Raw genomic sequence first — 14,852 nt, 5'->3', positions numbered from 1 at the left:
CTCATGTTATTTGTCCTCTTTGACTTCTGGAAAAATCAAAGACGCATTTAGCATGAGTAGTTTTACAGGCAAAGCCGAAACGGATGATAACCACCTACTGAAGTAGGTGGTTTAGGGCTGAAAATCAAAGCATGCCGGAGCAAGGGGCTTATCTTGTTGCCTTGTGGTCAATTCGGCAATGCAATCCGATTGCTGCCACCGCTAACTGTCGAAAACCATATTGTCGAAGAAGCGATTGACATTATGAGAAACGAGTTGTACTCACTGCGCTAGATAAAAGTTCAGCACCCCCTTTATAGGTTAACTCTTGATCACGAGGCTTCGTAGTTAAGAGACATGACCAACTCGTAACCCATCAAGGATGGCTTGTAACTTGAGCCATCCTTCCCAATGGACTTTTACTGACGCCTGATCTGTTCGCTGGCTTTCAATACGGTGTTGTATTTCCTATTCCCATTAAAGCTTTACGAAGTCATTTACCACTAGCTCTTGAAGATGCAGAGAATGCTCTTTCTCCAGTTCCAGTAATGGGGAATTTACTGCAAACTTTATACTGTAACTTTGTCAGTCTTAGCAAAGAGATAGATGAGATGACAGCCTACAGCTAAATCGCGAGGGTGTCCTTACTCACAGAAGGCAGCCCCTCCTCGTGGTGGGGTAAGCGGAACCGCTCGCTTGACCAGTATGGCATCATGGCATAGAGAAAACGCATTTCACCATCAATCCAGAAGGTCATAGGACCACGGTTGATTAAGGTTTTATTATACTGCTTCCAAGTTAGTTGTTTTGTAGCGAGGTTTAGGCATGAGACTACGACGATTGATGGGGGTAGCGATCAGATCGTAGCTTCGTGATTTAAGCAACTTCAAAAACCCGAAAAGGTCCTACTCCATTGAGTAAGACCTTTTTATTATTAGTTATCTAAATGTTCTAAAATGTATAGCTATTTACTCTACACGTTTACATATATAGTAACCATTATAATACTCATTAGATGCTAATTCATAAAATGGATTACCTTGATTAGGAGTTAATATACCTACCTTACCAAATCCACCAGGTATAAAGCTCATCCAACTAGGTAAATTTGTAGGATTATCATTAGTCCAATACCCAGTTAAGCCAGGCCAAGATGAGTCAAACTCATCAGAAGCAATAAAGGTATTCATCATAGCTTCGGTTAATGGTTCCGCCTTTGCACCCGCAATTGCATTACAATATTCTACTAGTAAATTTTGAGAGTTAACATCATACCTTGGTGCATAAACATAAGTTTTAGATTCATTGTTTACAACCACTGTTTCTGTATTGAGATACGATACGTTTTTGAATAAAGCGTTAAATTGTTGAGGTGAAGGAGGATAAAAATAATTTTTATCTCCACCTTCGGTTCCACCATCTCTCAATAAACGCTCAACACATTTGTCGTCTTCTCTTATCACCGAACCTTGACCAGAGTCTGCCATAATAAAACTACAAAACTTAACTAATATACTGTTTCCGAAAGAAATAGAATCGAAAGTAAATGGAACTTCTTTATCTGCTTTAGTAGTTGTGCCTACAAGTTGGATTGGAGTTGCCAAAGCGACACCATCAGCTGATAAAATACCAAGTACCTTAGCCGCATTTACATGTCCGTCTTCCGGGGCATCATCTTTATAGGTGAATTTCGTTATCGCTGTAACGGATGTCTGAGTATCAAGTAGAAAATCATCGTCGTAGAAATTCTCATATTCCCAGAAACTAAAGAAACTGAGAGCATTAGTCCGATTTGACCTTGAATTTAATGATGGGCTAACCCTAAGCTCATTCGAGCAGCTCATAGAAGAACGTTTTACATCACACAGCCTAACTCGCTTACCAACATCGCTATCAGTTGGAGCAAAAACCAAATCCCTAGATAGCGTTCTATTTTTCTGGTCTAACCATACGTAATTATTTGGTTTGCCATTCGGTTTATATTTAAAAACTAGATTTCCATCCTGTTCAGCGAGTATTGGAATACCAACGGGGGTATTAACTTCCGAACCATCGTAACTAGATATATTTATCGCTGCAAACGACGTTGAACTAACCAACAACATTGCTGCAACATAAAGTGCAGATAATGACTTTCTAATAGCACTCATACGCCAACTCCTTGTTTATGTAATATTGACAAATTTGTTTATTAATATTGATAGATTAAACAGTTGCTTTGATTATCAAATAAAAAAAGCAAAATTAACATTACCATAAAATATTAATACGTTTGTGCTCATTATCTACTATTTGATTGATTAGTTTGGCAATTCACCTATATTTCATTGACTTATATATCCACAACCATTGCATAATAACAAAACAGTAGTTATTTAAGATAAATATTATTAGCTTAAATAAGCTCAACCCAAACACAAGGTATGATAAAAAGTGAGGACGCCAATGAAAAATAGAACAAAAGTGCTAATTTTGTGCTTGGTTCTTAATTCTAAGTGGGTAGCAGGAGTTGAATTAGACAGTATAGATATTGGCTTGGGTCTAGGTGTTGTTTACAGTGGTAACTTATGTGATAACAGTATCATTCAATGCAAAAATAGTGAGCCAGCTCTTGAACTTCAAACTAGTTTTAACTTTGGTGATTTTATTGTTTCTGGTTCAATTGTTAAGTCGGAAGAGTTCTATGCCAAAAATGAAAAAAATGAAAATCATACATTCTCATTTGAGAATCTAAGTCTAACGCCAAAATATGCCATTGACTTAAATGATCACCTTTCGTTGTATCTTGGGGCCGGTGGTACAATTTGGAAAGATCTAAGTTATGGAAAGTATCAAAAAGAACATATAGGAACGTCAATACACTATTCATTTGGCCTGACACGATATTTAACATATAAAAACAGTGCTTTACACTTAAACCTCTCAGTTTATCCAAATTATTTAGGGACTTCTTCAGACTTATTGTTTTTGAATTTAGTAATTTCAAAGCCAATGTGGGAATCCAACACACAAAAAACTCTTGTTCGAAGTTCAAAAATATTTCAAAAACCTCAAACAAATGCAATAAACATATTTCAAAAAAATACATACAATGAGCTAAAAGAGAATAATTCAATAATTTTATTCAACTTCAACTCCACTCAGATAGAGAAACCTAAACAGGTTGATAAAGAGTTAGATAGTTATCAAGATGGTGATAAATTTTTAATATATGGACATAGAAGTTTCGATGAAGATATCATCATTTCAATAGAAAGAGCAAAAAAAATTAGAGATATATTGTTGAAAAAATTCCCAAATTCAGAAATATCAATAATAAATATTTCACGAAATAGCCCTCTTAGCAGTGCCGAAGAAGGAGTTGCTGAAGAACGTAGGGTAATAGTGAAAGTCATTGGAGAAAACTATGTGCGCTAAATTTGTTGTACTTTTTATCCTACTTTTCGGATTGGCAGGGTGTAAAGGTCATGACAAGATAATGATGACCGAACCAGAGATGAAAACTATTACAGTTGAGGTATCTGATCCAAAACCAGAAACTCCGGCTCCAGAACCAGAAACTCCCGATCCAGAACCATCGCGTAGTCTATCTATAATTTTAGATAAGAATGTATATGGACAAGATAGTAACATTGCCCCAAAAGTGAAGTATTATAGTAGTGATAGCAGTGTATACGTCGATATATCTAATATTATATGGGACATAACGCCTAAATTACATGCAGAAATAGAAAGTGATAACACAATCTCATTGAGGAAATTAGGGAATGTAACAATTATCGCAGAGGTAGATGGAGTTCGTAGTGAGTCGGCACTAGTAGAAATTGTTCCGATTGAAGTGACCAGTGTATCCATAATTTCCAAAGACAAAGATATCTTGCTGCCTTATTCTAGCAACATGATGATGGGAGGAGCTAGACAGCTCTATTTGCAAGCGAGCCTGAACAATGGAAAAACTTCTGACGTTACTCAGCAAGCCAATTGGACTGTTAGTGATAACGCCGTACTAAATCTAGACGAAAAGTTCATATCTCAATACAATAAAAAAGGCCTAATAAAAGCTATTGGTTTAGGTGGGCAATACCTTGAGGCAAGTGTAAGTGTTTCTGCAAACTACCAAGGACTTCAAGATACCATTGACTTATGGGTTTATGATGCTGATATAACTAATTATCCAACGCAATGCGGAGTAAATGAAATAAGCATCACAACTCCTGAAGGAAGAAAACTTACTTTCAGATGTCCCCCTATAGGTGAAAGATCAGGTGATAATAATTCAACTCAAATACTGGGAAGTCCTTATGGTATTATGAATGCTATTCTACCATTATTTACTTTCAATAGCGCAAAATCTTATTGTGAGGGCCTAGGTGAGGGGTATAGATTACCCTACTGGGTAGAGCACCTTGCTCTAAATAACGCTATTAATACAACGTATGCAAGCCCGTACACATTTAATTTAGAATATGGCTGGCCGCAATTAGATAATCATTGGCTGCTAGATGATTCTCCAGCCCCTGGAAGACGATATGTTGCTCGTTTTACATCCGCGATGAACTATCTAGTTGACGAGACATCTTTCCACCAAGTCACTGCATTATGCGTAAAACAAGGATAATAGTAAATGTTTAGGTATTTTTTATTCTCCCTTTTCCTTAGCTCAATATCAATATTAGCTCATGCTAGTTTGGCAATAGTCCCTATCGAAAAAGATAATAACTCAGCGTTGCGCTCAAACACTGTAATTGTAGGAACTCGAAATGGTTCAATCGCCCAAAACTTAATCGGCAATGATTACTTTGACATTTTATGGCGTTTAGACGGGTTGACTGTATCTAATGTACCACACTTTACATTACTTAACGACCATATTGGAAGCCAAATTCAATTTTGCTTGAGGAAAAGAAATAACTTTTCGGTTACTTGCACTACGCCTAAAACGATAGTTGAACAAGAATATAGCATTAGAAATGTGGTGATTAACTCTGGTTATACAACTAACTATATATATGATAAATTACAGTTAACCTCAGGTAGAAGTATTGCATCCAAAGCCAACTTTCATATTTCATCTGGAACACCTATAGGTGTATTGATATATGGAAAGGATCAAAATAACGATATCGTAGAAAGTAGATATATACCTGTAAGCTCAGCATTGTCAAATCAAAAAGTTTATAATGTCTTCAATCGACGCTCTAACCTTGATAACCATATTCAAGAGTATTCGTCTTGCTCTATTTTATTGTTTCACCATGGTACTCCCCCTGCAAGCCAAGAAACATGTAAAGGCCCATTTAGAGTATCAAAAAGATAAATGCATACTATTGATTAAATTAGTAAAATCACCGATTGGAAAAGAAGCAATTGCGTGTGGCTTTGTTTCCTAAATCAGGGAACTGTCAACTTCATCGGATAAAGGAACAAAAACTTGTTATATCTCGCTACCACTACCTATAATTGCGGCCATCACTCCAATGAGATTGCCATATACAATGATTACGCTTCACACCAACTTTGGTGACATCCAAATCGAACTTAACAAAGACAAAGCTCCTGTGTCCTCACGTAATTTTAAAAAATACTGTGAAGATGGTTTCTACAACGGCACTATCTTCCACCGTGTGATTAAAGGCTTTATGATCCAAGGCGGTGGTCTAACGGAATTAATGGACGAAAAGGAAACACGCGCTCCTATCACCAATGAGGCGAATCGCGGTCTAAAGAACCTTAACGGCACCATTGCAATGGCGCGAACGGATGCTCCACACTCTGCAACCGCACAGTTCTTTATCAATCTTGATGACAATGATTTCCTAGATCACACAGCAAAAACTAACAACGGCTGGGGTTATGCTGTGTTTGGTAAAGTGACAATGGGTATGGATGTCGTTTATAAGATTGCCGAGCTACATACGCTATCAAGGATGGGGCATGATGATGTGCCAGCAGAAACGGTTATGATTGAACGGGTAACCATAGAAGAATAACAAGGCGTTGGGTAACACTGTCGATAATCTAGGCTCTACAAATCATGAAGTTATGTATAAGCACGAAAATTAAGGCCTATACCATCGCTTTAGTGCTTATAAAGTACCGTCATGCGCTACTTTGCGATGGTCTACCCGACATAAAGAACCAAAAAAGCGAGCATCAAGCTCGCTTTTAACTATCTGTTTTTAATTTAAATTACAGCAATTCAACCGATTGTTGGGCTATCACGAATTCTTCGTTGGTTGGGATGACCATAGCCACTGCGTTTAGTATCTCTGACTTAGCAATAATGCCTGCTGCACCAAAGCGTGCGTCTTCGTTACCCTTCTCGTCTTCGATAAAACCAAGTAGGTTTAGGTTTTTCAGAATCTCACGGCGAATAGGAAGAGAGTTCTCACCAATGCCACCAGTAAAGATAATTGCATCTAAGTGGTTAAGCGGGATCAAGTATGAACCAATATATTTTGCTACGCGGTAGGTAAATACTTCAAACGCAAGCTTGGCACCTTCGTGACCGTTTTCCATTGCTTCTAAAATGCCACGTGCATCGGATGTCAGGCCAGAGACACCTAGGAAACCTGATTTTTTGTTCAGAGTTTCGAATACTTTCTCTTGGCTCCAGCCCTTCTTCATTAGGAACTCAATGATACCTGGGTCAAGGTCACCTGAACGTGTGCCCATCATTAGGCCTGCTAGCGGTGTAAAGCCCATTGATGTATCCACTGATTGACCATTTTCAATCGCACATACAGACGCCCCATTACCTAAGTGAACAGAGATAAAGCTTGCTTGTTCCACTGGTTTGTTAAGCATCTTAGCTGCTTCGCGGCTAACGAAGTAATGGCTCGTACCGTGGAATCCGTAACGACGAATACCGTACTCTTTGTATAGCTCGTTAGAGATTGCGCCAGTGAACGCTTTCTGTGGCATTGTTTGGTGGAAAGCCGTATCAAACACAGCAAACTGTGGCAAGCTTGGGAAAGCTTTCATCGATGCTTCGATTCCAAGCGCCCCAGCAGGGTTGTGGAGCGGAGCTAGGTCTGACAGGCTTTCAATTTCTGCTAGAACTTCGTCATCAATACGTACTGTCGAAGTGAATTTTTCGCCGCCGTGCACAATGCGGTGGCCAACGGCCACTAAGTCATTGCTGAACCCTAATATATCTATTAGAGCAACGATACGATTAATCGCGTGTTGGTGGTGGTTGTCCAGTGCATCAATGGCTTCTTCGGTTTTTTCGCCATTGTACTTCCAGCTGATTACAGCTTCCGGCAAGCCAAAGCACTCGCCCAGACCGCTAACAATTGCTTCACCCGACAGATAGTCGATAACGGCGAATTTTAATGAAGAGCTACCTGAGTTAATGACCAGCACAAATGTGTTCGACATGGATATGTTCCTGTTTCAGACTGATTGATGAAGCGTCACACTTCTATAGTTTTGTGGATCCTATTATTCAATATTTTTTGAATGTTTCAACTTTATCTATACTTATTCAACAAAACAAACAAACTTTTGTTGATCTATCGCAAGTGGCTATTTAATTTGAATACGAAAATTAATGTGTTTTTTGTCAGTTTGGGATAATTATTCGTCATCCTGCTCTTTTTCACGGTATCGATTGCCACGTATATCTAAGGCTACTTGTCGCTGCTGGCTAGCCTTTGACGAACAAACATAGTAAAACAGTGTCAAAGTAGAATTAGCCGTGCCTAACTCACTAAGGAAACACAATGAATATTGGTGCTGTATCAAAGCTAACTGGATTATCAAGCAAATCAATTCGTCTCTATGAAGATAAAGGGCTCATCACTGCTCCCCACAGAAGCGAGTCTGGCTATCGTGAGTATTCAGATCAGCATGTTCAGGAGCTCAATCTGATTTCTAGAGCGAAGAACGCTGGATTTTCTTTGATTGAATGTAAGGAATTGGTTCAGTTAGCGCACAACTCCAACCGCAAAAGCAGCGAAGTAAAGGCAAAAGCAAAAGAAAAACTGCACGAAGTGGAAATCAAGATTCGTGAACTCCAAGAGATCGAACGTCAGCTTAAAAAGTGGGTGTCTGCATGTCCAGGCGACTCAGGCAGTAGCTGCCCTATTATCGAAGATCTCACCAAAGCTGAATAAACCTCGTAACACGAGGCTTATTCAACATTGATTGGGCTTAATAGTAGGTACACATACGTTTGCCGCCAACTTCAACGATGTTAAACGGTGTTTCATAAATACTTAAGATCTCGGCCTGAATCACTTGCTCCACACTCCCCCTGAGCGACAATTCGCCCTTTCTTGAGAGCGATGATGATGTCTGAGTAGCAAGCAACAAAGTTAATGTCATGAATCACAACAGCTACCGCCTTGTTCATTTCATGAGCCTGTCGTCTGATGTTCTTCATGATTTGTAATGAATGCTTGATGTCCAAATTATTGAGTGGTTCATCCAGGAAAACATAGTCCGTATCCTGTGCCATGACCATAGCAATAAATGACAATTGGCGTTGCCCACCACTCAGTTCATCCAGATACTTATGCTGAATGTCGCTTAAGTCGAGATACTCGATCGCTTTGTCGATAATCGACGCGTCATCCTGATTTAGTTTACCTTGAGCGTGTTCTACCTCGACCATTTTCGCACTGGCACCAAATACAGTTAGGCTGGCTAGCAGCGCAACGGCAGACAATTTCATTGTTAGAGTCCATAATTACAAATGCAATGCATTATCATTTATAATTGTAGCCATGTACCGCTGATTTACGTTTTTTACATTTATCAAAGAATGGTAAGCTTGCACGCTGACAGAAAAGTCAGGCTGATCAGTGAATCCCACTAACTCGACGCTAAAGTAAAGTATCAAACTCGTCCTATTTACTCAGGGACGGGTTACCCATCGCCAAATTCTTGAGCGATTTTTATAAATCGATCTTCTTGCTCTATAAAGGCGTCAATCACCTGGGGATCAAAATGGCTCCCTCCCCCCTGCATGATGATATTTTTGGCGTCTTGATGAGTCATTGGCTCTTTATATACACGCCGACATCTCAACGCATCATAGACATCTGCTAGCGCCATCAAACGAGCGCTGAGTGGAATTTGTTCACCACTATAGTGATTTGGGTACCCTGAACCATCCCACTTTTCGTGATGACCATAGGCGATCTCTTTGGCTACAGTGATCAAATCATTGCGGGCACCTGACAACTGCTCTGCCTTCTCCAAAGCTATCAATCCCAGTGTCGTATGCCCTTTCATGATTTCGAACTCTTCATCGGTCAGTTTTCCCGGTTTGAGTAAAATCGAATCGACAATTCCTACCTTTCCAATATCATGAAGTGGTGCTGCCTTGAAATAGGTATCAATCACCTTAGGTGTCAGCCATTCACTGTACTGAGATTTCTCAGCGAGTTTTTCTGCTAGGAGTTTTACGTAGTGCTGGGTACGCAAAATATGATTGCCTGTTTCAGGATCTCGAGTTTCAGCGAGGCTTGCAAGGGCAAAAACGACCGCATCCTGCATTCTGTCAAGTTCATAGGAGCGCTTGAGGACTTCTTTCTCTAGATAACCATTTTGGCCGAGGAGAATATCTTTTGAGCGCTTATTTTGCAGATGAGTTCTCACCCGTGAGCGCAATAAAGGTATGCTGATGGGCTTATGAATGTAGTCAGCCGCACCAAGTTCAAATCCTAGTTTTTCATCTTCAGGAGAGCTTTTCCCTGTAAGAAATATCACTGGAATATGACGTGTACTGTGATTACTGGTGACCGCTCGAATAACGTCATATCCAGTAATGTTTGGCATAACGATATCGAGTAAAATCAGATCGATATCGAAATTCTCAACGATATTGAGCGCCATCTCCCCACTCTTGGCAGCTTTTACATGGTAACTCCCTTTCAACCCTTGAGCCATAAACGCTAGGTTGTCTACACAGTCATCAACGATCAGCACTGTACAGTCACTCAGATTTTCAACGGCCATACGAAATTTCCTAAAACATTTTGTAGACTAGAATAACAATAGGTAAGCTTATAAATATAGGCAAGCCGTTGTTACTTGCACTGCTATCTACTCAAGGAAGGAAATCAATGCATTCAATTCGCACACTATTTATGCTGCTCTTCCTAATAATGGGAGCCTGCGCTGTGGCCATGTTTGTGGTTACGGATAAAGTTTCAGAACTGCGTTTACAAAGTCACACCTATCTAAATGACTTGCATCGCTTCTACCGACTTTCACAAGAGCTCAAACAAAGCTCAGATCACCTTACAAAATTTGCCAGAGCGTACGTAGTGACAGGTGACGAGTATTGGGAAGAAATGTTTAATCGAGTCCTTGCTGTACGCAATGGCGAAGCGGCGCTGCCGATAGGCAATGAATATGAATACTGGGACTTAGTAGCAAATTCAACCGAGCCGCTCCCCTCAGCCAGTGGTGGGCAAAGTACACCACTGCTCACCAGATTGAGAGATTCTGGCATCAGTGGGGCTGAATTTCTTGAACTCAAAAGCGCTCTCTTGCTGTCAGATGGCTTAGTCAATCTTGAGCGTGAAGCCTTTCTAGCGGTTAAAGGGATAAAAATACTCGAACAAGGGCAAGAAATAGACACCGGAGAACCCGATCTTCAATACGCACAGTCACTGCTGTACAGCAAAAAATACTTCGCCGAAAAAGCCAAAATCATGCGAGCTGTCGGTTCTGCTCACAAAGCGATCATTTATCGAATTGAAAACAGTATCAATAACTTCGACCGAAAAACGCTCGAATACCGGAATATTTATCTCACATTAATAACCATATTGCTGGCATCGATCGCTCTTTCATTCGCTTTGCTGTGGCACCTCTACATTAGCCCTGTCAGTCGTTTATTAAAAACGGTGGTTCATCAAGTCAAAGAGAAGAACTATGCCTTTACTATTACTCAAAAAGCCTATGCGGAACTGCAACATTTCATCGATAGTCTGAACGTCGTTTTTCATCATATAACGGAGCAACTCAATCAAAATACGCTATTCAAAGACTTCAATATTGTCCTGAGAACCAGTCAATCGACGCTCGACCTATGCCAAGAAGTGACCCAGTTTCTTCTCCATCAATTTCCAATTCAACAAATCGGTCTCTCCTTGTATCGAGATAATCAATTAGTTCGAGTGGCAGGTGCTGGCTACGATGGAACACAAGCGAGCCATATTTCAGACACCAGTTCTACGGAGTTAAGCGTTCTTCTTTCCGGTAAGCCCTACAGCATGACAGCGCTGGCGGGCAAATACACCATGCCAGTCAGCGGTGGCAGCCTAGAACTCAATGAACTCTACTACTTCCCTCTTTGTGTTAACGAACAACCTGTCGCCTTACTCGAAGTCGGTACCATCAGTGAATTAAATGAAATCCAGTATCGGTGGCTGACTCAAATGCTCGATGATTTGGCCGTCAGCATCCAACTGAGCCAAAACATCGAGCTACAGAGAAAAGCCGAACAAAAAGTACTGGAACAATCTCAGCTCAACCAAGAGATCTTAAATGCGACCCCCAACCCGATGTACTGCCTGTCCCCACAAGGCAAATACCTGACCGTCAACGCTAAGTTCAGCGAGTTATGTGGCCTGCCAATGCAAGATATTGTTGGCAAAACACCCTTAGAAGTATTTAGCCAACAAGAGGCCTCGCGGTGCTTTAACGATACTCATCAGGAGTTATTTCTCCAGCAAGGAAGTAAAACCTACGAGTTATCTCTACTCGACCAACACCAACAGGAACGCGACATGCTCGTGTGCGAAGCGTCGTTCAGTAATAACCAAGGCAAGGTGTCCGGAATTGTCGGCATCTTACTTGACCTAACTGAACGTAAGCAGATGGAAACCGAACTCCGTGATGCTAAAGAGACTGCCGATGCGATGAGCCGTGCTAAAGGTGAGTTTTTAGCGAATATGAGCCACGAGATACGTACACCAATGAACGGTATTTTGGGTATGGTTCACCTTGCACTGAATACTGAACTCGATCCCGCCCAGCAGAAATATTTAACTCGCATCAATGAATCTGCGAAAAACCTGATTGGCATAATTAATGACATCCTCGACTTCTCGAAAATAGAAGTGGGTAAATTGAACATAGAGACCATCGACTTTAGTTTGGACGAGGTATTTGAAAACCTGATCAATATTATATCGTTTAAAGCACAAGATAAAAAAATCGAATTTCTACTCGATATTGACCCTCAAGTTCCCGTTGGTTTGATTGGCGACCCACTCCGAATAGGACAAGTGCTGGTAAACCTGTGTGGCAACGCCGTTAAATTCACCGAACAAGGCGAAGTAGTCGTGTCTGTACGTCCTAAATTAGTCACCGAACGCGAGGTGGTTCTTCATTTTGCGGTCAAGGATACTGGCATTGGCATCGACAAAGATAAAATCAACCACCTATTTGATGCGTTTTCTCAGGCGGATAGCAGCATCACTCGGCAGTTTGGCGGGACAGGTCTGGGACTCAGTATCAGCAAACAACTGGTTGAGTTGATGGGTGGACAATTGAGTGTCAGCAGTACTCCAAGTGTTGGTTCAACGTTCGCATTTACCATCACATGTGGCCTGCAAGAGGCCAAAATGCGTGATATATCCAAGCCGATCGCCGGACTGGCTGGTAAGCGAGCCTTAGTGGTTGATGATAACGACTCCGCCCGAAATATTTTAGTCACCTTGCTAAGTGCGATGCACTTCGAAGCCAAAGCGGTAAGTAACGGTTTTGAAGCGCTTGATGAAATGCGACAAAGCCAATTTGATCTACTATTCGTTGACTGGAACATGCCTGGTTTAAATGGCGTTGAACTTCTACAAACTGCGCAAAAAGAACGGCTACTCGAACGTTCAAAACGTTTCCTCGTCACCGCTTACGGTCGTGAAATTTCGTTAGACCAAACGACGTCAAAACTTATTGATTCTCTGATTGTAAAACCCGTCAATCCTTCCAACCTTCTCGATGCAATCATGAACAGTTTTGGCATTGAACAAGCCACTCGCAACCATCATGCTAATCAACTCGAAAAGCCCGTATTTGATGGACAAACCGTGCTATTAGTTGAGGATAACGAGGTAAATCAAGAAGTGGCTTTAGGTCTACTCAACGGTACTAATCTCAGTGTAGTGACCGCTGAAAATGGTCAACAAGCGATCAACATTCTTGAACAAAAAGCGGTGGACTTGGTTCTTATGGACATGCAGATGCCTGTCTTAGATGGTATCTCTGCCACTGAGCAGATCAGACGCAATCCAAAATGGCAAAATCTCCCCATTATCGCCATGACCGCCAATGCCATGCAGAGCGATGTTAAACGCTGCATAGATGCAGGCATGAACTCTCATCTCGCCAAACCTGTTAATGTGCACAACCTTTATCAAACTCTGGTTCAATATCTGTCATCACAGCAACCAAACGATGAATTGCTGCAAGAAGAAAAACCCGTCTCTCCCGCCGTTGATTCTGAACTGCCGATCCTATCGGGCATCAACGTTGAGCAAGCCATTTATGATATTGGCGGTGACAAAGAGAGTTATTTGACCATTTTAGGTCGATTCTTAGAGATGCAAAGCACAGAGTTATCTATCTTTAAAGAAGTCATTGATAAAGAAGATTGGGACATAGCGGCTCGAATGGCCCACTCGCTAAAAGGATCTTCGGCTAACTTAGGAATCAAACTTGTCTCTCAACTTGCGGCTAAGATGGAACGCAGCATCCGAGAACAAGATAAGTCTGCACTGGACGAGCTGGAAGTGTGCGCAGAGATGATTAAAAAGCTAAACGCTCAATTGGCCCAGTGGCACGCAAATCGGACACCAAGCGAGGTGAAAACAGAGGCCGATCCAATCGAACTCTACCAACGTTTGGTCAGCTTAGTGGAAGCGTATGATGTTGAGGCGCTGAGCATAGTTCAAGATGCCCAGCAATTCGGGATTTGGACCGAAGAGCAGAAGCTTCAATTCATTGATGCTATTGAAGGATTTGAATTTGAATTGATGAACATTAACAATACAATGAAGCTGGTGTTTGGGGTCATCGCCTTAGGCATTATCATCAGTGTCATCACCGTTTTTCAGCTTAACGGCCTATTGCAGAAAGTGGATGATATGGCACAAGTTCGTTACCAGTCCTATCAAGCTGCTGATGAATTACGTCAAAGCTCTGATGACTTAACTCGTTTAGGCCGCACCTATGTCCTAACTGCTGATGATACCTACGAAAAAATGTATATGGACATTCTGGCTATCCGCAACGGCCAAAAACCACGCCCAGAAAATTATCACACAATCTATTGGGATTTAGTGTTGAGCTATGGACAGAAACCAAAACCTGACGGCCAGAGAATATCTCTGCAACAGATGATGGAAAACCTAGGCTTCACCCAATCTGAATTCAAGTTGTTAAAACAAGCACAGCAAAACTCAGATGCCTTGGTCAACATGGAAGTCAAAGCGATGAACGCGGTTAAAGGGCTATATCCGGATAGCTCAGGCAACTATACCCAAAAGGGAGAACCCGACTTAGCAATGGCCGCGGCACTTTTGCATAGTAAGGAATATCATCAAGAAAAAGCCAAGATCATGGCACCTATCGATACGTTTTTTCAAGAACTCGAAGCGCGAACCAATCGACAGTTTGAGATGGCAGCTCAAGAGGTTCAAACCACCGTTTTGATAGGTAATATTTCATTGATCGCTGTATTTGTTATCGCAATTATTGGCTATGTATTGGTCAATCGCCGCGTGGTAAAACCGATAGACCAAATGGCGACCTTATTGCAACAAGTCGATACCAACTCTGATCTCACCCTTCGTGTCGATGATAAGAGCAATAACGAACTCGGCATCATTGGGAACACGATTAACAAATTC

At 41.2% G+C, this 14,852-nt stretch carries 9 protein-coding genes and 2 pseudogenes; 6 read left to right on the top strand and 5 right to left on the bottom strand.

Annotated features, from left to right (window positions below):
- Positions 1 to 712: 712 nt before the first annotated feature.
- Both QTN94_RS18260 and QTN94_RS18255 read right to left on the bottom strand, forming a co-directional pair.
- Positions 713 to 806 (bottom strand): annotated as a pseudogene (locus tag QTN94_RS18260) (IS5/IS1182 family transposase); the annotation flags it as partial.
- A gap of 141 nt (positions 807 to 947) precedes the next feature.
- Positions 948 to 2,129, bottom strand: coding sequence for a hypothetical protein (locus tag QTN94_RS18255; protein WP_331428455.1), 1,182 nt, complete (start codon positions 2,127 to 2,129; stop codon positions 948 to 950).
- 295 nt (positions 2,130 to 2,424) lie between these two features.
- Here QTN94_RS18255 and QTN94_RS18250 point away from each other — a divergent pair, with 295 nt between their 5' ends.
- The 4 genes from QTN94_RS18250 to QTN94_RS18235 all read left to right on the top strand — a co-directional run bounded on the left by QTN94_RS18250 (position 2,425) and on the right by QTN94_RS18235 (position 5,969).
- A complete protein-coding gene (locus QTN94_RS18250) occupies positions 2,425 to 3,396 on the top strand; it encodes a hypothetical protein (protein WP_331428454.1) in 972 nt (323 codons plus the stop codon).
- Between the two features lie 79 nt (positions 3,397 to 3,475).
- Positions 3,476 to 4,597 carry a hypothetical protein gene (locus QTN94_RS18245; RefSeq protein ID WP_331428453.1) on the top strand — a complete coding sequence of 374 codons (1,122 nt, stop codon included), beginning with the start codon at positions 3,476 to 3,478 and terminating at the stop codon, positions 4,595 to 4,597.
- Between the two features lie 6 nt (positions 4,598 to 4,603).
- Positions 4,604 to 5,296: a hypothetical protein gene (locus tag QTN94_RS18240; RefSeq protein WP_331428452.1), complete on the top strand. Its 693-nt coding sequence runs from the start codon at positions 4,604 to 4,606 to the stop codon at positions 5,294 to 5,296.
- Between the two features lie 178 nt (positions 5,297 to 5,474).
- Complete coding sequence (locus QTN94_RS18235) at positions 5,475 to 5,969, top strand: peptidylprolyl isomerase (RefSeq protein ID WP_331428451.1); 495 nt, start codon at positions 5,475 to 5,477, stop codon at positions 5,967 to 5,969.
- A gap of 199 nt (positions 5,970 to 6,168) precedes the next feature.
- Here the strand turns inward: QTN94_RS18235 and QTN94_RS18230 are convergent, their stop codons facing one another.
- Positions 6,169 to 7,362: an acetate/propionate family kinase gene (locus QTN94_RS18230; RefSeq protein WP_331428450.1), complete on the bottom strand. Its 1,194-nt coding sequence runs from the start codon at positions 7,360 to 7,362 to the stop codon at positions 6,169 to 6,171.
- A gap of 344 nt (positions 7,363 to 7,706) precedes the next feature.
- On the opposite strand from QTN94_RS18230, the gene cueR reads away from it, so the two are divergent.
- Positions 7,707 to 8,099, top strand: coding sequence for a Cu(I)-responsive transcriptional regulator (gene cueR, locus QTN94_RS18225; protein WP_331418457.1), 393 nt, complete (start codon positions 7,707 to 7,709; stop codon positions 8,097 to 8,099).
- Between the two features lie 37 nt (positions 8,100 to 8,136).
- Here the strand turns inward: cueR and vctC are convergent.
- Together vctC and QTN94_RS18215 are read right to left on the bottom strand one after the other, a co-directional pair.
- Positions 8,137 to 8,551, bottom strand: a pseudogene (gene vctC / locus QTN94_RS18220) (iron chelate ABC transporter ATP-binding protein VctC); the annotation flags it as partial.
- Positions 8,552 to 8,853: 302 nt separating this feature from the next.
- On the bottom strand, positions 8,854 to 9,948 hold the full coding sequence (locus QTN94_RS18215) for an HD-GYP domain-containing protein (RefSeq protein WP_331428449.1): 1,095 nt from the start codon (positions 9,946 to 9,948) through the stop codon (positions 8,854 to 8,856).
- A 107-nt stretch (positions 9,949 to 10,055) separates the two neighbouring features.
- Between QTN94_RS18215 and QTN94_RS18210 the strand changes: the two genes are divergently transcribed.
- On the top strand, positions 10,056 to 14,852 hold a 4,797-nt coding region (locus tag QTN94_RS18210; protein ID WP_331428448.1), incomplete at its 3' end, for a PAS domain-containing hybrid sensor histidine kinase/response regulator.

This window comes from Vibrio sp. M250220, from assembly GCF_036533795.1.
In the GTDB taxonomy this organism is placed as follows: Bacteria; Pseudomonadota; Gammaproteobacteria; order Enterobacterales; family Vibrionaceae; genus Vibrio.
Note: the sequence above shows the minus strand (reverse complement) of the source record. Positions and strands in the feature narration are given on the sequence as shown.